At 62.8% G+C, this 23,671-nt stretch carries 22 protein-coding genes; 18 read left to right on the forward strand and 4 right to left on the reverse strand.

The genetic code is table 11. From position 1 onward, the window contains the following. Nucleotides 1–11: 11 nt before the first annotated feature. Entirely contained in the window at nucleotides 12–965 is a 954-nt protein-coding gene (locus K6N12_RS00715) for a LysR family transcriptional regulator (protein ID WP_183778053.1), read from the forward strand. On the opposite strand, the gene K6N12_RS00720 is transcribed toward K6N12_RS00715, so the two are convergent. Next, the gene (locus tag K6N12_RS00720; RefSeq protein ID WP_097629064.1) at nucleotides 966–1,304 is read right to left on the reverse strand and encodes a cupin domain-containing protein; all 339 of its coding nucleotides are present in this window, start codon (nucleotides 1,302–1,304) and stop codon (nucleotides 966–968) included. 174 nt (nucleotides 1,305–1,478) lie between these two features. Here K6N12_RS00720 and K6N12_RS00725 point away from each other — a divergent pair, with 174 nt between their 5' ends. From K6N12_RS00725 to K6N12_RS00740, 4 genes are all read left to right on the forward strand, one after another. Beyond that, entirely contained in the window at nucleotides 1,479–2,666 is a 1,188-nt protein-coding gene (locus K6N12_RS00725; RefSeq protein WP_183778051.1) for an acyl-CoA dehydrogenase, read from the forward strand. Nucleotides 2,667–2,755: 89 nt separating this feature from the next. Beyond that, nucleotides 2,756–3,217 carry a DUF4126 family protein gene (locus tag K6N12_RS00730; RefSeq protein WP_183778048.1) on the forward strand — a complete coding sequence of 154 codons (462 nt, stop codon included), beginning with the start codon at nucleotides 2,756–2,758 and terminating at the stop codon, nucleotides 3,215–3,217. Beyond that, nucleotides 3,214–4,581 carry an FAD-containing oxidoreductase gene (locus K6N12_RS00735; protein WP_183778046.1) on the forward strand — a complete coding sequence of 456 codons (1,368 nt, stop codon included), beginning with the start codon at nucleotides 3,214–3,216 and terminating at the stop codon, nucleotides 4,579–4,581. Before K6N12_RS00730 ends, K6N12_RS00735 begins: the two co-directional genes overlap by 4 nt. Nucleotides 4,582–4,614: 33 nt before the next feature. Then, nucleotides 4,615–5,184 carry a DedA family protein gene (locus tag K6N12_RS00740; protein ID WP_183778044.1) on the forward strand — a complete coding sequence of 190 codons (570 nt, stop codon included), beginning with the start codon at nucleotides 4,615–4,617 and terminating at the stop codon, nucleotides 5,182–5,184. Nucleotides 5,185–5,199: 15 nt separating this feature from the next. Here K6N12_RS00740 and K6N12_RS00745 read toward each other — a convergent pair whose 3' ends face one another. Further along, a complete protein-coding gene (locus K6N12_RS00745; protein ID WP_183778042.1) occupies nucleotides 5,200–6,243 on the reverse strand; it encodes an NAD(P)-dependent alcohol dehydrogenase in 1,044 nt (347 codons plus the stop codon). A gap of 495 nt (nucleotides 6,244–6,738) precedes the next feature. Between K6N12_RS00745 and K6N12_RS00750 the strand changes: the two genes are divergently transcribed. From K6N12_RS00750 to K6N12_RS00785, 8 genes are all read left to right on the forward strand, one after another. Beyond that, a complete protein-coding gene (locus tag K6N12_RS00750; protein ID WP_222148571.1) occupies nucleotides 6,739–7,098 on the forward strand; it encodes a copper resistance CopC family protein in 360 nt (119 codons plus the stop codon). 300 nt (nucleotides 7,099–7,398) lie between these two features. Beyond that, the gene (locus K6N12_RS00755) at nucleotides 7,399–7,488 is read left to right on the forward strand and encodes a K(+)-transporting ATPase subunit F (protein ID WP_003594574.1); all 90 of its coding nucleotides are present in this window, start codon (nucleotides 7,399–7,401) and stop codon (nucleotides 7,486–7,488) included. Between the two features lie 69 nt (nucleotides 7,489–7,557). After that, nucleotides 7,558–9,261 carry a potassium-transporting ATPase subunit KdpA gene (kdpA, locus tag K6N12_RS00760; protein WP_183778037.1) on the forward strand — a complete coding sequence of 568 codons (1,704 nt, stop codon included), beginning with the start codon at nucleotides 7,558–7,560 and terminating at the stop codon, nucleotides 9,259–9,261. Between the two features lie 65 nt (nucleotides 9,262–9,326). After that, on the forward strand, nucleotides 9,327–11,387 hold the full coding sequence (kdpB, locus tag K6N12_RS00765) for a potassium-transporting ATPase subunit KdpB (protein ID WP_222148572.1): 2,061 nt from the start codon (nucleotides 9,327–9,329) through the stop codon (nucleotides 11,385–11,387). 13 nt (nucleotides 11,388–11,400) lie between these two features. After that, a complete protein-coding gene (gene kdpC, locus K6N12_RS00770; RefSeq protein ID WP_183778033.1) occupies nucleotides 11,401–11,970 on the forward strand; it encodes a potassium-transporting ATPase subunit KdpC in 570 nt (189 codons plus the stop codon). A gap of 204 nt (nucleotides 11,971–12,174) precedes the next feature. Continuing rightward, nucleotides 12,175–14,883 (forward strand): sensor histidine kinase, encoded by a 2,709-nt coding sequence (locus tag K6N12_RS00775; protein WP_222148573.1) that lies wholly within the window; start codon nucleotides 12,175–12,177, stop codon nucleotides 14,881–14,883. After that, entirely contained in the window at nucleotides 14,880–15,572 is a 693-nt protein-coding gene (locus K6N12_RS00780; protein WP_183778029.1) for a response regulator transcription factor, read from the forward strand. The genes K6N12_RS00775 and K6N12_RS00780 overlap by 4 nt, the downstream gene beginning before the upstream one ends. A gap of 41 nt (nucleotides 15,573–15,613) precedes the next feature. Continuing rightward, nucleotides 15,614–16,069 carry a PTS sugar transporter subunit IIA gene (locus tag K6N12_RS00785; protein ID WP_183778027.1) on the forward strand — a complete coding sequence of 152 codons (456 nt, stop codon included), beginning with the start codon at nucleotides 15,614–15,616 and terminating at the stop codon, nucleotides 16,067–16,069. Between the two features lie 49 nt (nucleotides 16,070–16,118). Here the strand turns inward: K6N12_RS00785 and K6N12_RS00790 are convergent, their stop codons facing one another. Then, nucleotides 16,119–17,135, reverse strand: a complete 1,017-nt coding sequence (locus tag K6N12_RS00790; protein WP_183778025.1) for a porin — start codon at nucleotides 17,133–17,135, stop codon at nucleotides 16,119–16,121. Between the two features lie 359 nt (nucleotides 17,136–17,494). Here K6N12_RS00790 and K6N12_RS00795 point away from each other — a divergent pair, with 359 nt between their 5' ends. The 5 genes from K6N12_RS00795 (at nucleotide 17,495) to K6N12_RS00815 (ending at nucleotide 22,322) form a co-directional block, all read left to right on the forward strand. Then, the gene (locus tag K6N12_RS00795) at nucleotides 17,495–18,520 is read left to right on the forward strand and encodes a sulfate ABC transporter substrate-binding protein (RefSeq protein ID WP_183778023.1); all 1,026 of its coding nucleotides are present in this window, start codon (nucleotides 17,495–17,497) and stop codon (nucleotides 18,518–18,520) included. A gap of 8 nt (nucleotides 18,521–18,528) precedes the next feature. Next, entirely contained in the window at nucleotides 18,529–19,386 is an 858-nt protein-coding gene (cysT, locus tag K6N12_RS00800) for a sulfate ABC transporter permease subunit CysT (RefSeq protein ID WP_097625482.1), read from the forward strand. Then, nucleotides 19,376–20,248 carry a sulfate ABC transporter permease subunit CysW gene (gene cysW, locus K6N12_RS00805; protein ID WP_222148574.1) on the forward strand — a complete coding sequence of 291 codons (873 nt, stop codon included), beginning with the start codon at nucleotides 19,376–19,378 and terminating at the stop codon, nucleotides 20,246–20,248. Before cysT ends, cysW begins: the two co-directional genes overlap by 11 nt. A gap of 10 nt (nucleotides 20,249–20,258) precedes the next feature. After that, nucleotides 20,259–21,299, forward strand: a complete 1,041-nt coding sequence (locus tag K6N12_RS00810) for a sulfate/molybdate ABC transporter ATP-binding protein (protein ID WP_222148575.1) — start codon at nucleotides 20,259–20,261, stop codon at nucleotides 21,297–21,299. Nucleotides 21,300–21,455: 156 nt separating this feature from the next. Continuing rightward, nucleotides 21,456–22,322, forward strand: a complete 867-nt coding sequence (locus tag K6N12_RS00815) for a cell wall hydrolase (protein ID WP_183778015.1) — start codon at nucleotides 21,456–21,458, stop codon at nucleotides 22,320–22,322. 40 nt (nucleotides 22,323–22,362) lie between these two features. Here K6N12_RS00815 and pepT read toward each other — a convergent pair whose 3' ends face one another. After that, entirely contained in the window at nucleotides 22,363–23,595 is a 1,233-nt protein-coding gene (pepT, locus tag K6N12_RS00820) for a peptidase T (RefSeq protein WP_183854604.1), read from the reverse strand. Nucleotides 23,596–23,671 lie beyond the last annotated feature (76 nt).

Genomic DNA, 23,671 nt, shown 5'->3' on the forward strand with positions numbered 1-23,671 from the left:
TGGGGATCGCGATGAACAATCCGCCGCAGTTTACTTGGGACGATCTTCAGTTTTTTCTAGCCGTCGCCCGCACCGGACAGCTGTCGACGGCGGCCCGCCAGCTGCGCTCCAGCCATGCGACCGTCTCGCGGCGCATCGACCGGCTGGAATTCACCCTCAAGGTCAAGCTTTTCGAGCGCAATCCGCGCGGTTATGTGCTGACCGCCATGGGCACGCGTTTCGTCGAAACGGCCGAGAAAATGGAGCAGGAGACCGAGCGGCTGCGCGCCGACCTCGCCGATGGCTCGATGGCACAGCGCGGCCTCGTGCGCTTCAGCGCGCCCGAGGGTTTTGCCAATTTCTTCTTTGCGACCGTTCTGCACCGCTTTGCCGCCCAGCATCCGCATCTCTCGCTCGAATTGGTGACGATTCAGCAGATCATGTCGCTGTCGCGCAAGGAGGCCGATCTTTCCGTCGTGCTCGACGAGCCGAAGGGTGGGCCTTATTTTGCCGAGAAGCTGACCGATTATCACCTGCAGATCTATGGCTCGCGCGACTATCTGGCGAAAGCGCCTGCCATCACCTGCCGCGAGGACCTGCTTGAGCATCCCTTCGTCAGCTATATCGAGGAAATGATTTTCGCGCCGGGCCTGGATTATCTCAGCGATGTGCATCCGCGCATCAAGCCGCAATTCCAGAGTTCCAGCATCTTCGCCCAGCTCACCGCCACCCGAAACGGCCTCGGCCTCTGCATCCTGCCCTATTTTTTCGCCAGCCGTTATCCCGAGCTCGTGCGCGTGCTGCCCGAGGAGGTCGACCTCAAGCGCCATTACTGGATCACCTGCCACCGCGACCTGAAACAGGCGCCGCGGGTGCGCGCCGTCATCGACTTTCTGCGCGAGGCGGTGCGCGGCGAGGATGCTCGCTTCGTGCCACCCTATGTCACTCCCGCCGGCCCGGCGCGTCGCTCGGAAGCCGAAAGCTGACTATTTGAGAAATTCAGCCCGGTGCGGCGTGAAGCTATCGATCAGTCGGCCCTTTTCCAGCGCCTTGACGCCGTGGACGAGATTGGGGGGCACGATGAAGCTGCCGCCCTGCTTGAGCACCTCGGTCCGGCCGTCGATCGTTACCTCGAAGCTGCCCTCGGCGACATAACTTGCCTGGATGTGCGGATGCGAATGGGCCGCACCGACGGCACCGCTCTCGAAGGCGACTTCAACCATCATCATCTCCGGAAGACAGGTCATGATGCGCCTGGTAACGCCGGGCTCGGGATTGACCCATTCGGCGCCTTCAGCCGATACGAACAGATCGCTTGACGACATTTCCGTCTCCTCGTTCCAGAATCGATCGCCGGCAAAGTGGAGCATGCCGGCGCTTTTGAAAAGATGGCGCGCCCTGTCTTTTCGATGAGGCGGCCTTCTGTTGACGCGGTCGGCTGGCGGGTTTATGCGACCTTGAGCGAGGCAAGCCTGAGTCAAGGGTGAGGAGGCGCCGACATGCAGCATACGCGCGAGGTTTTCGACTGGGCCGACCCGTTCCGCTTGGTGGAGCAACTGACCGACGAGGAGCGCATGGTGCAGAATACGGCCCATGCCTATGCGCAGGAAAAGCTCGCGCCCCGCGTTCTCGACGCCTTCCGCAATGAAAAGACCGACCCTGAAATCTTCCGCGAAATGGGCGAACTCGGCCTGCTCGGCCCGACGATCTCGCCGGATTACGGCGGCGCCGGCCTCGGTTACACCGCCTACGGCCTGATCGCCCGCGAGGTCGAGCGGGTTGACAGCGGCTATCGTTCGATGATGAGCGTGCAGTCCTCGCTGGTCATGGTGCCGATCGACACCTTCGGCTCTGAGGCGCAGAAGCTGAAATACCTGCCGAAACTCGCCACCGGCGAATGGATCGGCTGTTTCGGCCTGACCGAACCCGATCACGGCTCCGATCCCGGCTCGATGGCGACACGCGCGAAAAAGGTCGACGGCGGCTACAGCCTCACCGGCTCGAAGACCTGGATCTCGAACGCGCCGATCGCCGATGTTTTCGTCGTCTGGGCCAAGACCGAGGACGGGTTTATCCGCGGTTTCATCCTCGAAAAGGGCTGGAAGGGGCTTTCGGCGCCTGCCATCCATGGCAAGGTCGGCTTGCGCGCCTCGATCACCGGCGAAGTGGTGATGGACGGGGTCTTCGTGCCCGAGGAAAATCTTCTGCCCGGCGTGACCGGCCTGAAAGGACCGTTCACCTGCCTCAACTCGGCCCGCTTCGGCATCGCCTGGGGCGCGCTTGGTGCTGCCGAGGATTGTTACGCCAGGGCGCGGCAATATACGCTGGAGCGCAAGCAGTTCGGCCGGCCGCTCGCCGCCAACCAGTTGATCCAGAAGAAGCTCGCCGACATGGCGGCGGAGATCTCGCTCGGACTGCAGGGCTGTCTGCGGCTCGGCCGCATGAAAGAGGAAGGACATCCGCCGGTGGAACTGACCTCGATCCTCAAGCGCAACAGCTGCGGCAAGGCGCTGGAGATTGCGCGCGCGGCCCGCGATATGCTCGGCGGCAACGGCATCTCCGACGAATTCGGCATCGCCCGTCATCTCGTCAACCTCGAAGTAGTCAACACCTATGAGGGCACCCACGACATCCACGCGCTGATCATCGGTCGAGCGATCACCGGCATCGCCGCCTTTGCGAACTAACTCGCTTGCAGGGCAAGGCGAATTGCCACGCGCCTGACAATGTGCAACCTTCCCTCTCGCGGCACAAAGCCGGCAATGAGGGGGATCGCATGTTTCTGCTTCTTGCATTGCTGATTGGTGTCATTTCAGGCCTTCGCACCATGACGGCGCCGGCCGCCGTCGCCTGGGGCGCAGCACTCGGCTGGTTCGACCTGTCGCAGACGCCGCTTGCCTTCATGGGCTATCGCTGGACGCCGTGGATCTTCACGATCCTCGCGGTCACCGAGCTGGTCGCCGACCAGCTGCCGTCGACGCCGTCGCGCAAGGTGCCAATGCAGTTCGGTGCCCGCATCGTCTCAGGCGCGCTGTCGGGTGCTGCAATCGGGGCCGCCAGCGGCCTGCTCTTCGGCGGGCTGATAGCCGGCGTGATCGGCGCCGTCATGGGCACCTATGGCGGCGCTGCCGCCCGCAGCCGGCTTGCCGCCTCCTTCGGCAAGGACCTGCCGGCCGCCCTTATCGAGGATGCCGTCGCCGTCATCGGCGCGGTGCTGATCGTGGGAGCCGTCGCATGACAAATTTCGACGCTATCGTTATCGGCGCCGGCCAGGCCGGCCCGTCGCTTGCCGCCCGCATGGTGGAAAAGGGCATGAAGGTGGCGCTGATCGAGCGCAAATTCCTCGGTGGCACCTGCGTCAATGCCGGCTGCATGCCGACCAAGACGCTGGTCGCCAGCGCCCGCGCCGCCCATGTCGCCAGAAGCGGCGCCGCGTACGGCGTCAAGATTCCCGGCGAGATCGCCATCGATATGAAGGTGGTCAGAGCCCGCGCCGAAACCGTGACGATGAATGCCCGCAACGGCCTCATCGGCTGGCTCACCGGGATGGACGGCATGAGCGTGATCTACGGCCATGCCCGTTTCGAAGGCCCGAAGACCGTCCGCGTCAACGGCGAGACGCTGACTGCGCCGCGCATCTTCCTCAATGTCGGCGCGCGGCCTGTTATCCCCGAGCTGCCGGGTATCCATGATATCGACTACCTCACCAGCACCTCGATCATCCAGCTCGACACGCTGCCGCGGCATCTGGCGGTGATCGGCGGCAGTTATATCGGGCTGGAATTTGCGCAGATGTATCGCCGCTTCGGCGCCGAAGTCAGCGTCATCGAGCATGGCCCTAAGCTCGCATCGCGCGAGGACGAGGATATATCGGATGCGATCGCCGACATCCTGCGTGCCGAAGGCATCGGCGTGCACACCGATGCCGGCAACATTGCCTTTGCCGGAAACGGCAGCGGGGTAAGCGTCACCGCCGGCTCGGCGACAATCGATGCGAGCCATCTGCTGATCGCCACCGGCCGCACGCCGAACACCGACGATCTCGGCCTCGATGCCGCCGGCGTCGCCACCGATAAACGCGGCTTCATCACCGTCGACGACGGGCTCGCCACCAATGTCGAGGGCATCTGGGCGCTCGGCGACTGCAACGGCCACGGCGCCTTCACCCACACCTCCTACAATGATTTCGAGATCGCCGCCGCCAATCTCCTCGACGGCGAGGACCGCAAGGTCTCAAGCCGCATTCCGGCCTATGCGCTCTACATCGACCCGCCGCTCGGCCGCGTCGGCATGACGGAGAAACAGGCGCGGGAGTCGGGGCGCAAGATCATGGTCTCGACCCGGCCGATGAGCCGCGTCGGCCGCGCCACCGAGCGCGGCGAGACCAGGGGCTTCATGAAGGTGATTGCCGATGCCGAGACCAAGCAGATCCTCGGCGCTGCGATCTTGGGCATCGAGGGCGACGAGGTGATCCATGGGCTTATCGACGCGATGAATGCGGGCACCACCTATCCCGCCTTGCAATGGGCGGTGCCGATCCATCCGACGGTGTCGGAGCTGATCCCGACGCTGCTTGGCGATCTGAAGCCGGTTCAGCCGTGACCTGACCTCGGGAAGAGCTGGAGGCGAACCCGCGTGTCCATCGAACTGCTGATCGAGAATTACGGCCTGCTGGCAATCTTTCTGGGCGCTGCCTTCGAAGGCGAAACGGCCGCCTTTCTCGGCGGCGTGGTCGCTCATCGCGGGTTGCTTCCCTATTGGTCGGCGTCGCTCGCAGCCATGGCCGGATCCTTCGCCGGCGATCAGTTCTGGTTCTTTGCCGGCCGTTACGCGGCCCGATGGAGCCTCGTCCGCCGGCTGATGGAAAAGCCAGCGCTCGCCCGCGTTACCCAACTTCTGGAAAAATATCCGACCGGCTTCATCCTTGCGTTTCGTTTCCTCGTCGGATTGCGCACGATCAGCCCTGTCGTCATCGGGACGACGCGGATATCGACCGGAAAATTCGTCGTCCTGAATGCCATCGCCGCTTTGATCTGGGGGCAGCTTTTCACCGCGCTTGGCTATTTGTTCGGGCACGGCATCGAGCAGATATTGGGCCACCTTTCCCTTCACCGCCATCTGCTGATTGCTATCGGAGCCGCGGCTGTCGCCGCCGCCGCGGCCCTTGCCTTTCGCAGGATGAGACCAAGCGCCAGGCACTCGTAGCGACGCTTAGAGCCTTTATTCCATGACGATCTGCAGCTTGACGTCGCTCGGCCTTGCCTCGACGGCGCGATCGAAGGCCTTGATCGAATCTGCGAATGTGAAGGTCTCTGATATCAGCGGCTTCAGATCGACGCGGCCCGATGCCAGGAGCGCGATCGAGCGCTCATACTGGTGCGCGTAGCGGAACACCGTCTCGATACGGATCTCCTTGGTCGATGCCGTAGAAACATCGAAGCCGATAGGGTTGACCGGCAGACCGACGGCGACGATGACGCCGCCCGGGCGCGGCAACGCCATGATCGTCTCCCAGGCCTTCGGCGAGCCGGAGCATTCGAAAACGACGTCGGCACCCCAACCGTCGGTCAGCCGCACGACCTCTTCGCTCAGGTTCTTATCGCGGATATTGACCGGAATGACGCCCTGATATTGCGCGGCGATATCGAGCTTCGGCTGGGCGAGATCGGCGACGATCGCCCGGGCGCAACCGCCGGCCAAGGCGGCGATTGCTACCATCGTGCCGATCGGGCCGGCGCCGAGGACGACGGCGGTATCCCCAGGCGTAATCTTCGCTTTGGCTGCCGCCTGCATGCCGACCGCGAAGGGCTCGACCATGGCGCCTTCGGCGAAGCTGACATTGTCCGGCAGCTTGAAGGTATAATTGGCGGGATGCACGACCTCAGGCGTCAGCACGCCGTGGACCGGCGGCGTCGCCCAGAAGGTCACGGCCGGGTCGATATTATACATACCGAGCCGGCTTGCCTTGGAATTCGGATCTGGAATGCCGGGTTCCATGCAGACGCGGTCGCCGACTTTCAGATGCGTCACCCCGGCCCCGACCTCGACCACCGTGCCCGCCGCCTCATGGCCGAGCACCATCGGCGCGTCGACGATGAAGGGGCCGATCTTTCCATGGGTATAATAGTGAACGTCCGAACCGCAGACGCCGACGGTATGAATCTTGATCTTGACCTGCCCCGGCCCTGTTTCGAGCGGCAGATCAATATCGCGAAGCGCAAGCTCATGCTGGCGCTCCAGTACCAGCGCACGGACTTTGGTCATGATCGGTTTCCTTCCCTTGTGCCCGCGGTTCGTCGCGTGCCGTTGAAGCGACTATAAGACTTTAAGGGGCGGCAATTCAATCGAAGAGATCAAGCTTTTGCTCAACATGCGATGAAATGCCCATTTCCTATAATCCGAAAGATTTGTCTTCCAAGACCTCTGTATGATTCCAGCCTTGACCGTCGAGGAGTACATTCTTCATTCGAGCATCCCGGCCACGAGGACAGGCAGAGAGATGAAGAAAAATCACGATAATGCCGGCGGAAATCGATCCAACGGCCCGACGATATCAAGGTCATTGCGGCAGTTCTGGCAACGGCTTGTGGACCTGATCGCCGCACTGCCGAAAGACCGCCAACCGCGGCCGGTACGTATTGTTGTAAAGACAAGGGATCGAAATCATCGCTTGCAGCGTTATTAGCCATGCGCCGGCATGGCGTCGCGGAAGCATGACGGCTCCGGCCCATGCGGATCGGCAAGATAAGGAAGACCATCATGAAGTCGATCGTGTCATTCTGTCTGTTCGCATCCCTTCTCTTCACCGCAGGTGAAGCGTCTGCGGCCCTGGAGCAAGCGTCGCTCCCGCCGCAGCAGGAAGAACGGCTGGTGCCGGCCAATCTCGAGCTCACCTTCAGCGGCCCGGTCGATCTTGCCCGCTCGACTGCCGTCCTGCTGAATGCACAGGGAACGGCGCTTCCCACCGGCAAGCCGTTTCTCTCCGGCCCTGAGGGATCGATCTTCAAGGTTCCGCTCGATCCTGCCATGGCACCCGGCGATTATACCGTCGACTGGCGCGTCCTCTCGATGGACGGCCGCAGTGCCGAAGGCCAATACCGGTTCCGGGTCGATCATTAGCTCGCTGCCTGAAAGCCATTTATAAGATTTTTATATTGACGGCCCTCCGGCCGTCTCGAACCTTTATGGCCTCCGGCTCCATATTGAAACCCGAGAGATCGACCGATCATCTCCACGCCAGAAAGCATGAAAGGCGGCCTTCCCCAGGGAATGGCGCCCTTTGTCTTGTCTGACTCCAACAAGAACAACAGGAGTCACGATCATGATGGATATCATTCTGCTTGGCACCGCGATCCTATTCTTCGCGCTGTGCTTTGCCTACACACGAGCCTGCGACAGGCTTTGACCGGAGAAACGACGATGACCCTCGATTATATCTTGAGCGGTGCCGTGACCGTGTTTCTTACCGTCTACCTCACCTACGCTCTGCTTCGCCCAGAACGCTTTTGAAGAGAATCGGCGCTTCCGGGGTCGCGCATACGTGACCGAGAAGCCGCCGGGTATTGAAAGTTGACCTCCATGACCCTCAACGGATGGCTTCAGATCCTGCTTTATTGCGGGATCGTGCTTACGCTCGTCAAACCGCTCGGCGGCTACATGACGCGTGTCTTCAGCGGCGAGCGCACCTTCCTGTCGCCCGTCCTCGTTCCGATCGAACGGGGACTTTACCGCGCGGCCGGCACCAGCGAAGGCGAGGAGCAGCATTGGACCTCCTATGCCTTCGCCATGCTGCTCTTCAATCTTCTCGGCGTCATCGCGCTTTATGCGCTGCAGCGCTTCCAAGCCGGGCTTCCCTATAATCCGGCCGGCATGGCGACCGTCCCGCCGGAGCTTGCCTTCAACACCGCCGTCAGCTTCGTCACCAATACGAATTGGCAGAACTACGGCGGCGAAAGCACCATGTCCTATCTCACCCAGATGGCCGGCTTCACCGTCCAGAACTTCGTGTCGGCCGCGACCGGCATTGCGATCGCACTCGCCTTCATCCGCGCCTTCTCGCGTGCTTCGGGCAAGGCGATCGGCAATTTCTGGGTCGATATGACGAGGGCGACTCTCTACGTGCTGCTGCCGATCTGCATCGTGCTGACGCTCGTCTATGTCTATCTCGGCGTGCCGCAGACACTCGGAGCCTATGTCAATGCGACGACGCTCGAAGGCGCGCAGCAGACGATCGCCGTCGGCCCCGTCGCCTCGCAGCTTGCGATCAAGATGCTCGGCACCAATGGCGGCGGCTTCTTCAACGCCAATTCCGCTCATCCGTTCGAAAACCCCGATGCGATCTCCAACCTCATCCAGATGGTCTCGATCTTCGCGATCGGTGCGGCGCTGACCAATGTCTTCGGCCGTATGGTCGGCAATCAGCGCCAGGGCTGGGCAATCCTCGCCACGATGGGCGTGCTGTTCCTCGCCGGCGTCGTTGTCACCTATTGGGCGGAAGCGGCCGGCAACCCGCTGATGCACGCCTTCGGTCTTGGCGGTGGCAACATGGAGGGCAAGGAAGTCCGCTTCGGCGTCGCCCTCTCCTCGCTCTTTGCCGTCATCACTACCGCCGCCTCCTGCGGCGCGGTCAACGCCATGCACGGGTCGTTCACCGCGCTTGGCGGCCTCATTCCGCTGATCAACATGCAACTCGGCGAGATCATCGTCGGCGGGGTCGGTGCGGGCTTCTACGGCATCCTGCTGTTCATCATCGTCGCCGTCTTCGTCGCCGGCCTGATGGTCGGCCGCACGCCGGAATATCTCGGCAAGAAGATCGAGGCGAAGGAAATGAAGATGGCTGTCCTCGCCATCCTCTGCCTGCCGCTCGTCATGCTGGTTTTCACCGCGATCGCCACGGTGCTGCCCTCCGCCGTCGCCTCGATCGGCACCGCCGGCCCGCACGGCTTCTCCGAAATCCTCTATGCCTATACCTCGGCTGCGGCCAATAACGGCTCGGCTTTCGGCGGACTGACGGGCAACACGCCCTGGTACAACGTGACGCTCGGCATCGGCATGCTCGCCGGCCGCTTCCTGGTCATCATCCCGGCGCTTGCCATCGCCGGTTCGCTGATCGGCAAGAAGACGGTCCCGGCCTCGGCAGGCACCTTCCCGACGGACGGCCCGCTCTTCGTCGGTCTGCTCGTCGGCACCATCCTGATCGTCGGCGGCCTGACCTTCTTCCCGGCCTTAGCACTCGGCCCCATCGTCGAGCACCTGGTCATGATCGCCGGGCAAACCTTCTGAGGCGATGCCATGACCCTGCGTCACAGGTTTCGTCCACCATCCTCGTTTCAAAGCTGGAGTCTCTTATGAGCCAGGCAAAATCCGCGAGTATCGTCGATAGTCGCATCCTCATTCCGGCCGTGGGCGCCGCCTTCAAGAAGCTCGACCCGCGCGCACTTGCCAGAAATCCGGTCATGTTCGTCGTGGCCACGGTCTCGGTGCTGACCACCGTGCTTTTCCTGCGCGACCTCGCAGCCGGCAACGGCAATCTCGGCTTCTCCTTCCAGATCAATCTCTGGCTATGGTTTACCGTGCTCTTTGCCAATTTCGCCGAAGCCGTCGCCGAAGGCCGCGGCAAGGCGCAGGCGGATTCGCTGCGCAAGGCCCGCACCGAAACCCAAGCCAAGCTGCTCGCCACCAACAATGGCAGCGACTACCGCATGGTGCCGGGCACCAGTCTCAAGGTCGGCGACGTCGTGCTGGTCGAGGCCGGCGATATCATACCTTCGGACGGCGAGGTCATCGAAGGGGTGGCCTCCGTCAACGAGGCGGCAATTACCGGCGAATCCGCCCCGGTCATCCGCGAATCCGGCGGCGACCGCTCGGCGGTCACCGGCGGCACCCAGGTGCTGTCCGACTGGATCCGCGTCCGCATCACCGCAGCCGCCGGCTCGACCTTCATAGACCGGATGATCGCGCTGGTCGAAGGTGCGGAGCGCCAGAAGACGCCGAACGAGATCGCGCTTAACATATTGCTGGCCGGCATGACGCTGATCTTCGTGCTCGCCACCGCGACGATCCCGAGCTTTGCCATCTATGCCGGCGGCTCGATCCCGATCATCGTTCTCGTCGCCCTCTTCGTCACCCTGATCCCGACGACGATCGGTGCGCTGCTGTCGGCGATCGGCATTGCCGGCATGGACCGTCTCGTCCGCTTCAACGTGCTCGCCATGTCCGGCCGCGCCGTCGAAGCTGCCGGTGACGTCGACACGCTGCTGCTCGACAAAACCGGCACGATCACGCTCGGCAACCGCCAGGCGACGAGCTTCCGCCCGGTTCGCGGCGTTTCCGAACAGGATCTCGCCGACGCCGCCCAGCTTGCCTCGCTGGCCGACGAAACGCCTGAAGGACGCTCCATCGTCGTGCTCGCCAAAGAGCAATATGCGATCCGCGGCCGTGACATGGCGAGCCTCAAGGCCACCTTCGTGCCCTTCACCGCCCAGAGTCGCATGAGCGGCGTCGACCTCGAGGGCGCTTCGATCCGCAAGGGGGCAGTCGACGCCGTGCTGACCTATGTCAACGGCGACGCCCCTTCGAAGAACGGCAGCGAGGTCGTGCGCGAACTGCAGTTGCTCGCCGACGAGGTCGCCAAATCGGGCGGCACGCCGCTCGCCGTTGCCCGCGACGGCCGGCTGCTCGGCGTCATCCAGCTGAAGGATATCGTCAAGGGCGGCATCCGGGAGCGCTTCACGGAGCTGCGCCGCATGGGCATCCGCACCGTGATGATCACAGGCGACAATCCACTGACGGCCGCGGCCATCGCTGCCGAAGCCGGCGTCGACGATTTCCTCGCCCAGGCGACGCCGGAGATGAAGCTGGCGCTGATGCGCGAGGAGCAGGCCAAGGGCAAGCTCGTCGCCATGTGCGGCGACGGCACCAACGATGCGCCGGCGCTTGCCCAGGCCGATGTCGGCGTCGCCATGAACACCGGCACGGTCGCCGCTCGCGAGGCCGGCAACATGGTCGACCTCGATAGCGACCCGACGAAGCTTATCGAGATCGTCGAGATCGGCAAGCAGCTCCTGATGACGCGCGGCGCGCTGACGACCTTTTCGATCGCCAACGACATCGCCAAATATTTCGCCATCATCCCGGCGATGTTCCTGACCTTTTACCCTCAACTCGGCGTGCTCAACATCATGGGGCTTTCGACGCCGCAAAGCGCCATCCTCTCGGCAATCATCTTCAACGCGCTTGTTATCGTCGCGCTGATCCCGTTGTCGCTGAAGGGCGTGCGCTACCGTCCGATCGGCGCCGGCGCGCTTCTGTCGCGCAACCTTCTGATCTACGGCCTCGGCGGCATCATCGTCCCCTTCATCGGCATCAAAGCGATCGACCTGGCCGTCGCAGCCCTCGGCCTCGCTTAAAGGAGCAGGAACAATGTTGAAAGAACTTCGCCCGGCCGTCGTCATGATCGTCGCCACCACCGCGATCACCGGCCTTCTCTACCCCCTCGCCATGACCGGGGCGGCCCAGGCCCTCTTTCCCGCCCAGGCAAACGGCAGCCTGGTCGAGAAGAACGGCCAGGTGATCGGCTCGACACTGATCGGCCAGGCCTTCACCTCAGACAAGTATTTCCACGGCCGTCCCTCGGCTGCCGGCGACGGCTATAATGCCGCCGCCTCCAGCGGCTCGAACCTCGGCCCGACCAGCCAGAAACTGATCGATCGCGTCAAGGGCGACTACGAGGCCTACAAGGCGACGAACCCCAATGCCGAGGTGCCCGCCGACCTCGTCACCGCATCGGGCAGCGGCCTCGATCCCGACATTTCGCCCGACGCCGCCTACTTCCAGGTGGCCCGCGTGGCCAAGGCGCGTGGCGTGGATGAGGCCAAGGTAAAGACGCTGGTCGACGGCGCCGTTCACGACCGCGAACTCGGCCTTCTCGGCGAACCCACCGTCAATGTTCTGGCGTTGAACCAGAGCCTTGATGCTTCTATGACTGAGTGAGTTTCGTTGGCTGGGTGCCGCCTTCTCTTCCCTCATCCCTGTGCTTGTCACAGGGATCCAGCAGCGTCGCGTCTGCGACGCGGGATACTTCCTTTCACGCGAAGGACTTCGCGTGGCTGGATTCCTGTGACGAGCACGGGAATGAGGGAGCAGTAGGCGTAGCGCCCGTCCTCAAGCACAGGCATTGGCAGAAAGACCACACGCATGCCAGACGACAACCGCGACCAGGCCGGCAGGCCATCGCCCGATGCGCTGCTCGAAAAAGCCCGGGCGGAAACGCGCGGCCGTCTGAAGATCTTCTTAGGCGCCGCCCCTGGCGTCGGCAAGACCTATGAGATGCTCCTCTCCGGCCGCGCCAAGATCGCCGATGGCTTCGATGTCGTCATCGGCGTCGTCGAGACCCACGGCCGCAAGGAGACCGAGGCGTTGCTCGCCGGCTTCGAGATCATCCCCCGCGTCGAAATCGACTATAAGGGAAGGCTGCTCGAGGAGATGGATCTCGACGGCATCCTCGCCCGCAGGCCAGATCTCGTGCTGGTCGACGAACTCGCCCATACCAATGCCGAGGGCAGCCGCCATCCGAAGCGCTACCTCGACGTCAAGGAGCTGCTCGACCGCGGCATCGACGTCTATTCAACGCTGAACATCCAACATGTCGAGAGCCTGAACGACGTCGTCTCGCAGATCACCCGCATCCGGGTGCGGGAGACGGTGCCGGACTCGATCATCGACCTTGCCGACGACGTCGAGATCATCGACCTGACACCGGACGACCTCATCAAGCGCCTGCATGACGGCAAGGTCTACATGCCGCGCACCGCCGAGCGGGCGCTGACCAACTATTTCACGCCCGGCAATCTGACGGCGCTGAGGGAGCTTGCGCTGCGCAAGACCGCCCAGCGTGTCGACGATCAGCTGCTCACCCATATGCAGGCCCACGCCATATCAGGCCCCTGGGCGGCGGGCGAACGCGTCCTCGTCTCGGTCGATCATCACCCGCGGTCGGCCTCGCTGGTGCGTTACGCCTCTCGCATGGCCTCGCGGCTGCGGGCGCCCTGGGCGGCCGTCTATGTCGAGACCAACCGCTCGATCAACCTCAGCGAAGCCGAGCGCGATACGATCGCCTCGACGCTGCGGCTTGCCGAGCAGCTCGGCGGCGAGGCCATCACCATCCCCGGCCGTGAGGTGGCCGACGAACTCGTCCGCCACGCCAGCGCCAACAATGTCACCCATATCGTCATCGGCGCGCCGAAGAAGCCGACCTGGCGCGACTGGTGGGGCCGCTCGATCACCGACGAGCTGATCCGCAAGGCCGGCGAGATCAGCGTCCACGTCATCTCTGGCACCGAGAAGGACGGGACCACCGCGCGCGGCGTCAAGGCGGCCGCCACCGCGCCGCAGCTGGATTTGCGGGCTTATCTGCTGGCAACCGTCTATGTCGCGATCGCGCTCGGCGTCAGCATCGTGCTCGACCAGGTCCTCGACGTGCGCAACCTCGCCCTGGTCTTCCTGATGGCGGTGCTGACCTCGGCCGTGCTGCATGGGCTGCGGCCCGCGCTTTACAGCTGCATCCTCAGCGCGCTGTCCTTCAACTTTTTCTTCCTGCCGCCACGCTACACGCTGACGATCAGCGATCCGGAAAGCGTGCTTGCCCTGTTCTTCTTTTTGGGCGTCGCCATCATCGCCAGCAATCTGACCGCGAGCGTGCAGCGTCAGGCCGCCGCCGCTCGGCAGCGGGCGCGAACGACCGAGGATCTCTATCTCTTCTCGAAGAAGCTCGCCGGCACCGGCACGCTCGACGACGTGCTCTGGGCAACCGCCTTCCAGCTCGCCTCGATGCTGAAGGTCCGCGTCGTGCTGCTCTTGCCTGAGGAGGGTAGCATCGCCGTCAAGGCCGGATATCCGCCCGACGACACGCTCGACGATGCCGATATCGCCGCCGCCCGCTGGGCCTGGGAGCACAATCACGCCGCCGGCCGCGGCGCCGACACGTTGCCCGGCGCCAAGCGCCTTTACGTGCCGCTGAGAACCGGCCGCACCGCCGTCGGCGTCATCGGCCTCGACAGCGACCGACGCGACGGGCCGCTGCTGACGCCCGAGCAGCAGCGGCTGCTCGACGCGCTGGCCGACCAGGCGGCGCTTGCCATCGAACGCGTCCAGCTCGTCGCCGATGTCGACCGGGCGAGGCTCGCGGCCGAAGCCGACCGGCTGCGTTCGGCGCTGCTCACGTCGATCTCGCATGACCTGAAGACCCCGCTTGCCGCCATCCTCGGCGCCGCCGGCACGCTGCGCGATTATTTCACCTCGATGCCGGAGGAAGATCGCAGCGACCTGCTTTCCACCGTCGTCGACGAATCCGAGCGGCTCAACCGTTTCATCGCCAATCTGCTCGACATGACCAAGATCGAATCCGGCGCGATGGAGCCGAACGGCGCGCTGCATTATGCCGGCGATATCGTCGGCAGCGCACTGCGTCGCGCCGCAAAGATGCTCGAACGGCACAGAACCGAGACGAGCATTCCAGCCGACCTGCCGATGGTGCGCGTCGATCCGGTGCTGTTCGAGCAGGTGATCTTCAACCTGCTCGACAATGCCGCGAAATACGCGCCCGAAGGATCGGTGATCCATATCGGCGGCTGGGCCGATGCCGACAATGTCGTTGTGCAGGTCTCCGACGAAGGCCCGGGCATCCCGCCGGCCGATCTTACCCGTGTCTTCGACACCTTCTACCGGGTGCGCAAGGGCGATCAGGTGCGCGCCGGCACCGGGCTTGGCCTTTCCATCTGCCGCGGCTTCATCGAGGCGATGGGCGGCACGATCGCGGCCGGCAACCGGACGGGTCGCCCCGGCGCCGTCTTTACCATCCGCCTGCCGAAGCCCAACGACATTCCGAAACTGGATGAACTCAAATGACCGGTTCAGCCGTCAAAATCCTCGTCGTCGACGACGAGCCGCCGATCCGCAAACTGCTCCGCGTCGGCCTGAACGCCCAAGGTTACGAGGTGCAGGAAGCGGCAAATGCCGCCAGCGCCCGTCAGTCGGTCGCCGACAGCCTGCCCGATCTTATCGTGCTCGACCTCGGCCTGCCCGACATATCTGGCCACGACCTCTTAAAGGCGTGGCGCGATGATGGGCTATCCGTGCCCATCGTCATCCTCTCCAGCCGCACCGACGAGGCCGGCATCGTCACGGCGCTGGAAAGCGGCGCCGACGATTACGTGACCAAGCCTTTCGGCGTCAACGAACTCGGCGCCCGCATCCGCGTAGCGCTGCGCCACCGCCTGCAGCAGCAAGGGGAAAAGGCAATCTTCCAGACGGGCGGGCTGTCGATCGACCTCGTCAAGCGCATCGTCAAGGTCGACGGCCAGGACATAAAACTGTCGCCAAAGGAATACGACATCCTGCGGGTGCTCGCCCAGCACGCCGGCAAGGTGCTGACCCACCAGTTTCTCTTAAAGCAGGTATGGGGGCCGGCGGCGGATGTGCAATATCTGCGCGTCTACATCAGGCAGCTGCGGCAAAAAGTCGAACAGATTCCCGACCAGCCGCACTATATCACCACCGAGACCGGCGTCGGCTACCGGCTCAGGGAACCGGACTGACCGCCCTTGCCTCCCGCTGCCCGAACAGTATTGAGAATGACATGAACCTTCCCAACATCATCCGGCCGGAACACACCTTCATCGGCGTGCCGGCGCCGACCAAATGGCGCGCGCTGCAGGGGATAGCGGAGAAGGCCGGCAAGGCTTTCTCGGTCGACGGCCAGACCATCCTGAAAGCGCTTGAAGCGCGCGAGAAGCTCGGCTCCACAGGGATCGGCAACGGTATCGCCATTCCGCATGCGGCGATCGACGGCATGACGAGCCCGCGCGGCCTGCTCCTCCGCTTCGCCCAGCCGCTGGATTTCGAGGCGATCGACGATATCCCGACCGATATCGCGGTCGTGCTGCTTTTCGGGGAGAACAATCGCGGCGAATATCTGAACGTCTTGTCCGCCATCGCCCGGCGGCTGCAATCGGACGGCGTGCTCGCCGCCATGCGCAAGGCAAGGACGGTCGACGAATTTTATTCCGATTTCATCGCCGACTCCAGGGTATGAAAAAGGCGCGGCCCAAGGGTCGCGCCTCCTCGTCTGCAATCAGGCAATCTTAGAAATCGCGCTGGAAGCGCAGGAAGCCGAACACTTCGTCGTCGCCTTCGTCCTCATCGTGATATTGCACGCTGAGCTTCGTACGGAGATCGTCGACGATGCGATAGTCGATCGTGACGCCAGTCGTGTAGGCGCTGCCGCCTGTGAAGCCATTGCCGTCAGCTTCGAGAGCGATGTTTTCGAAGTACTGGAAGCCGGGGGTAACCGACCACTTATCGTTGATCTTCAAGGCGTATTCTGCTGCGATCGTCCATTCGGACTCTTCGTAGTAGTAGTTGGCGCCGCTTGCCCAAACGCCGGCAATGCCGAGCGTGCCCGGGCCGATGTCGGCATAGACGATACCGCGGACGGCGACTTCGCTGGTGTCGGTGTCATAACCGGCAAGCAGGTAAGCGCTGACGGCGCCGGCCTTGTAGGAAACCTGGCCTGCGACACCGAAGTTGTTCGGGCCTTCGCCCGGCTTGGTGGCATAGTCTTCTTCCAGCTCGTCGACCGAGAGACCGGCAGCGAAAGCGCCGTTCTCGTACTGATAGCGGATCGAGTTGTGGGTGGTCTCGTTGCTGGCGAGCGTATCGGTCTCGCCGCTCATGTCGTCATCCCACCAGCTGTAGAGCTTACCGACGCGGAAACCGGCGATGTCGATATAGCCTTCATCCAGCAGAGCTTCCTGATCGGAGGCATTGTCGGCATTGTAACGCAGCGTGATGACGCCGGTCAGCGTGCCGTACTCGGTGTCGTTCTTGGCCTGGAAGGTGACCTGACCGCGAGTCCAGAAGTTTACGTCGGAATCGCCGGAGATTTGGTCGCCGAAGCGCACTTCGGTACGGATGTAGCCGCCGACCGAAAGGCATGTTTCCGTCCCCGGAATATAAAAATAGCCGGTTCCGTAGGCGTCGCAAACGCGAACATATTCCACGGGCTCGGGTTCCGCCGCCACGATGGCGTCGGCTGCGCGGGCTCCGGAGGCCGCGGCAAGGGCGGCAACGGAGGCAAAAAGGATAGTTCTGATATTCATTTTGAATGGCCCTAACAGGTTTGGAATGCGAGGCACATTTCAAGGGATGCCCCCGCGTAGCGGCCGGAAAAAACGGACGCACGGTGGCCATATAGGAATCCGCAAGTGTCATCGCGGCAAAATCTGGGCAAAAATCAGCGCCACCATGGCGCTTTCGTGGAGGAACTGTGGCCAAAAAAGCACGGTCGCTCGAGTGACGGCGGGCGGCATAAATTGGCCGCGGCCAACTTCGGCACGTCCATTTCAAAATCACCCCTCAAATGGAATGACATTCTACCAGCAGGGCCCGTGCCGGAAGAACCTTCGTTTCATTATACGACTGACTTGATAGAGTTAAGACAGATAACAGGAGGGTTCCCATGCAGACACAACGGCTCACCCGGCTCATCGCAGCCGCGGTCATGGCAGGCAGCTTCGCGATCGGGAGCATCGCTCCGGCTTTCGCGGATCAGACGTTGCTTAACGTTTCCTATGATCCGACGCGCGAATTGTACAAGGATTTCAACGCCGCATTTGCTGCGAAGTGGAAAAAGGACAACGGTGAAGCCGTCACGATCCAGGCCTCGCATGGCGGTTCCGGCGCCCAGGCCCGCTCGGTCATCGACGGTCTCGACGCCGATGTCGTGACGCTTGCCCTCGAAGGCGATATCGACGCCATCGCCAAGGCCACCGGCAAGATCCCGGCCGACTGGAAGACGAAATTCCCCAACAATTCGACGCCTTATACATCGACGATCGTCTTCCTCGTCCGCAAGGGCAACCCGAAGGGCATCAAGGATTGGGGCGACCTGGTCAAGGACGACGTGCAGGTGATCACACCGAACCCGAAGACCTCGGGCGGCGCCCGCTGGAACTTCCTCGCCGCTTGGGCATGGGCCAAGCAGGCGAATGGCGGCGACGAAGCCAAGGCGCAGGATTATGTCGCCAAGCTCCTGCAGCATGTACCGGTTCTCGATACCGGCGCGCGCGGCGCCACGACCACCTTCGTCCAGCGCGGCCTCGGCGACGTGCTGCTTGCCTGGGAAAACGAAGCCTATCTCTCGCTCGAAGAACTCGGTCCAGACCAGTTCGAGATCGTGACGCCAACCTTCTCCATCCGTGCCGACCCGCCGGTCGCCGTCGTCGACGGCAATGTCGACAAGAAGGGCACGCGCAAGGTCGCCGAAGCCTATCTCAATTACCTCTATTCTGACGAAGGCCAGAAGATCGCCGCCAAGCATTATTACCGGCCGATCAAGCCGGAAGCCGCCGATCCCGCCGATATCGCCCGCTTCCCGAAGCTGACGCTCGCGACCATCGAAGACTTCGGCGGCTGGAAAGAAGCGCAGCCGAAATTCTTCGGCGACGGCGGGGTATTTGACCAGATCTACAAGCCGGCCCAATAATAGACTTCATGAAAGCACATAGCCCCACGCGGTGGCGGTTCAGACGGCCGAGCGTCATTCCGGGTTTCGGAATGGCGCTCGGCTTTACCTTGACCTGGCTCACCCTTCTGATTCTCATCCCGCTCTCGGGCCTTGCAGTCCGCTCGAGCGCGCTCGGCTGGGAGAAATTCTGGTCGATCGCGCTCGATCCGCGCACGCTGAACGCGCTGCGCATCAGCTTCGGCAGCGCCTTCATCGCCGCGATCGTCAATGCCGTCTTCGGCATCCTGCTTGCCTGGGTGCTGGTGCGCTACCGCTTTCCCGGCAAGCGCATCATCGACGCCATGGTCGATCTGCCGTTCGCGCTGCCGACCGCCGTTGCCGGCATCGCGCTGACGACGCTCTATGCGCCGAACGGCTGGATCGGCCAGTTCCTGACGCCGCTCGGCATCAAGATCGCCTTCACGCCGGCCGGCATCGTCGTCGCGCTGATCTTCGTCGGCCTGCCCTTCGTGGTGCGCACCGTGCAGCCGGTGATGGAAGAAATCGACAAGGAAGTGGAAGAGGCCGCAGCAACGCTCGGCGCCAACCGCTTCCAGACGATTTTCCGTGTGCTGCTGCCGGGGCTGGCGCCCGCCGTGCTCACCGGCTTTGCGCTCGCCTTTGCCCGCGGCGTTGGCGAATACGGCTCGGTCATCTTCATCGCCGGCAACCTGCCGTTCAAATCGGAGATCGCGCCGCTTTTGATCATCATCAAGCTGGAAGAGTATAATTATGCGGCGGCGACCGGCATCGCGGCGATCATGCTGATCATCTCGTTCGCCATGCTGCTCGTCATCAACCTCATCCAGAGCTGGAGCAGGCGGAGGTACGGCTATGGCGCTTGATACAACCGCTCGACCGGTGAAGCTGCGTTCGGTCACCACCGAAAACCGCATCGCGCGCTTCACGCTGATCATCGTCTCACTGGTCTTCCTGCTGCTGATCCTGCTGCTGCCGCTGGCCGCCGTCTTCGTCGAGGCCTTCCGCAAGGGTGCCGGCCCCTTCATCGAGGCGCTCGGTGATGCTGAAACCTTCTCGGCGATCCGCCTGACGCTGATCGTTGCCGGGGTCAGCGTTCCCCTTAACCTCATCTTCGGGGTTGCCGCCGCCTGGGCGATCGCCAAGTTCGAGTTCAAGGGCAAGGCTTTCCTGACGACGCTGATCGACCTGCCCTTCTCGGTTTCGCCCGTCATATCGGGCCTGGTCTTCGTGCTGTTATTCGGCGCCAATACGTGGCTCGGCCAATGGCTCAGCGCCCACGACATCAAGATCCTGTTTGCGGTGCCGGGCCTGATCCTCGCCACCATGTTCGTCACCTTTCCCTTCGTCGCCCGCGAGCTGATCCCGCTGATGCAGGAACAGGGAACCGCCGACGAAGAGGCAGCCCTTTCGCTTGGCGCCAGCGGCTGGCAGACCTTCTGGCACGTGACGCTGCCGAACATCAAATGGGGCCTGCTCTACGGGGTGCTGCTCTGCAACGCCCGCGCCATGGGCGAATTCGGCGCCGTTTCGGTGGTGTCGGGCCACATCCGCGGCCAGACGAACACCATGCCGCTGCAGGTGGAGATCCTCTATAACGAGTATAATTTCACCGGCGCTTTTGCCGTCGCCACGCTCTTGGCCTTGCTGGCGCTCGTCACTCTTGTTTTGAAGACGCTGCTGGAAATGCGCTATAGCGCTGAAATCTCCGCCAGCCGGCGGCACTGAAGGATTGGGAATGGAAGTACGCGTTCAAAACATCCGCAAGGAATTCGATCGTTTTCCGGCGCTGCACGATGTCTCGCTCGGCATCCGCTCCGGCGAGCTGATCGCCCTGCTCGGCCCGTCGGGCTCCGGCAAGACGACGTTGCTGCGCCTGATCGCCGGCCTCGAAAGTCCGACGGAGGGGCAGATCTTCTTCGGCGACGAAGATGCCTCGAAGAAATCAGTGCAGCAGCGCAATATCGGCTTCGTCTTCCAGCATTATGCCCTGTTCCGCTACATGACGGTGCTCGACAACGTCTCCTTCGGCTTGAGAGTCAGAAACAGCGCGCGGCGGCCGGCCAAGGCTGATATCCGCAAGCGAGCGCTGGAACTGCTCGAGCTCGTGCAGCTCTCCGGTCTTGAAAAACGCTACCCGGCGCAGCTTTCCGGCGGCCAGCGCCAGCGTGTGGCGCTCGCCCGCGCGATGGCCGTCGAGCCGAACGTGCTGCTGCTCGACGAGCCCTTCGGGGCGCTCGACGCCCAGGTGCGCAAGGACCTGCGCAAATGGCTGCGCGAGATCCACGACCGCACCGGCCACACCACCGTCTTCGTCACCCATGACCAGGATGAGGCGCTGGAGCTTGCCGATCGCGTCGTCGTCATGAGCCAGGGTGCGATCGAGCAGGTCGGCACGCCGGATGAGGTTTACGACAATCCGAACTCGCCCTTCGTCTTTGGCTTCATCGGCCAGTCGAACTGCCTGCAGGTGGAAATCTCAGATGGCGATATTCGCTTCGAAGGCCGGTCGCTCGGCCTCAATGCCGAGGGCGAGCCGGACGGCATGGCGCAGCTCTATTTCCGCCCGCATGACGTGCGGCTCTGCGAATCAGCGGAAAACTGCATCGCCGGCCAGCCGGTTTCCAGCCGCCGCGTCGCCGGCACCCGCCACATCGAACTGGATATCGGCAATGACCGCCCGCATATCGAGATCGAGCTGCCGCCGAGCGAGGCCGACAGGCTCGACCGCCACCGCGTGGCCTTCAAGCCGACCCGCTGGAAGCTGTTCCGCAGCTGAGGGGGTGTTGTCACGGCCCGACTCCTTGCAGGACTCTCATTTGGCGAGAGGCCCTTTGGCTTTTTGTGATCTATGGTTGTTTGTATTTTTGTCACATGACGAGTAAAAGATTTTCACGTTAATAAGTAGGACTAATCCCACAGGAGGCACCTTGCGTTGAGGGCGGAGATTTCCTTTGGAATATCCCTGATCGGGATTTTGTTCGTAGGGCTGGCGGCTACAGGCTGCACGACGACACCGAAACCGGCGGCAACGGCGGCGAAGACAAAGCAACCGGCGAAAGTTACCTTCAACTACACGAACAAGGACCGCGACTGCCTGCAGCGTGCGATGTATTTCGAATCGCAGCACTCCGATGAGGACGGCTATATGGCTGTCGGAACCGTGGTCATGAACCGGCTGACGTCAGGCGCCTATCCGCCGTCGATCTGCGGCGTCGTCGCCCAGGAAAAGCAGTTTGCGCCGGGCGTGATGACGCGCGAAGTCAAGCCGCAGGCCGAAACCGAGCTGGCGACCGCCGCCGATGCGATCCTCAAAGGCGCCCGTCATCCCGCGGTCAAGGATGCGATGTTCTTCCACACCGACGGGCTGAAATTCCCTTACAACAACATGCATTATGTGGCGGTCGCCGGCGGCAACGCCTTCTACGAGAAGCGCGGCGCCGATGGCATGCTGCAAACGCCGCCGCCGCTGCCCGCCTATGAGGTGGCGATGAACTATGTGCCGGGAGAAAGCATGCTGCCGCCGCAGTTCGAGGCTTTGATCCCCTCGGCCGTTCCGGTTCCGCTTCCGGCGCCGGATCCGATGCCGACGGCGAGCACGATGTCCCCGATCAATGCGGCGCCCACGGCCGCCCATATGGCGCCCATCGCAAATCCCATGCCGATGCAGATCACGGCGCCGGTGACCGCGCCGGAAACTTCGATCGAACCGGACCCGGGAATGCGGATCGCGATCCCCATCCCCCGCCCCGCCTATGACAGCGTCATGCTGCGCGGCAGCGTCGCGGCGAACGGCGGCTAAGCCCGTCGTTCTTCCGGTTGTGGGTTAAATTGCAGGGCGCTCACGCGCGGTCTTCCCACACCTTGGCGAGTTCCACGATCGTCTTAACTGCCTTTTCCATATCCTGCCGGCTGACCCACTCGAGCGGCGAGTGGAAGGCATGGCCGCCGGCGAAGATGTTCGGGCATGGCAGTCCCATGAAGGAAAGGCGTGAGCCGTCCGTGCCGCCGCGGATGCTGCCGCGCACCGGCGTCATGCCGGCACGGCGCACGGCTTCGATGGCGTTGTCGACGATCTCCGGGTGCCGGTCGAGCACCACCTTCATGTTGCGATACTGTTCCTTGACCTGAAAATGATAGGTCGAGCCGGGATAGCCCGCCATGACCTCCTTGACGATGGCTTCGAGCATCGTTTCCTTTTCCACCAGTCCCTTGTCGGTGAAGTCGCGGATGATGAGGCTGAGCGAGGCCTTTTCCATCGAGCCGGTCACGCCGGTGGGATGGATGAACCCCTGCTTGCTCTCGGTGGTCTCCGGCGCCATCTCCTTCGGCAGCCGGTCGATGATGGCGCCGGCAATCTTGATGGCGTTTTCCATGCGGTCCTTGGCAAAGCCCGGATGAATAGCCACGCCTGAAATAGCGATCTCGACGCCATCGGCCGAGAAAGTCTCGTCCTCGATATGGCCGGCCGTCTCGCCGTCCATGGTATAGGCGAAGTCGGCACCGAGTTTCCTCAGGTCAACCTTGTTGACGCCGCGACCGACTTCCTCGTCGGGCGTGAACAGGATCTTGATCGTCCCGTGGCGGATCTCGGGATTGTCGATCAGGAACTGCGCGGCAGTCACGATTTCCGCCAGCCCCGCCTTGTCGTCGGCGCCGAGCAGGGTCGTGCCATCGGTGGTGACGATATCGTTGCCGATCTGGTTATTCAGCTCGGGATGCTCGGAAACGCGGATCACCCGGCTCGAATCGCCGGCAAGTTCGATGTCCCCGCCGGCATAGTTGCGGATGATCTGCGGCTTGACACCCGTGCCGCTGAAATCGGGCGCGGTATCCATATGCGAGCAGAAGCAGATGACCGGCACCGCCTTGTCGCTATTTCCAGGAATGGTCGCATAGACATAACCGTGTTCATCGAGATGCGCGTCGGCCAGCCCAATCTTCAGCAGTTCATCGACCAGCACCCGGCCGAGATCCTTCTGCTTTTCGGTGGTCGGCTGCGTCGACGAGGCAGGATCGGATTGCGTGTCGATAACGACATAACGGAGAAAGCGGTCGAGAACAGTGTCGGTCATGGCATCCAATCCAGCAAATCACCTGGTTGATATAATCCTCACGGACGATGCGGCAAAAGGTTTTTCCGCTCGCAAT

Source organism: Rhizobium redzepovicii (assembly GCF_019793435.1).
Taxonomy (GTDB): domain Bacteria; phylum Pseudomonadota; class Alphaproteobacteria; order Rhizobiales; family Rhizobiaceae; genus Rhizobium; species Rhizobium redzepovicii.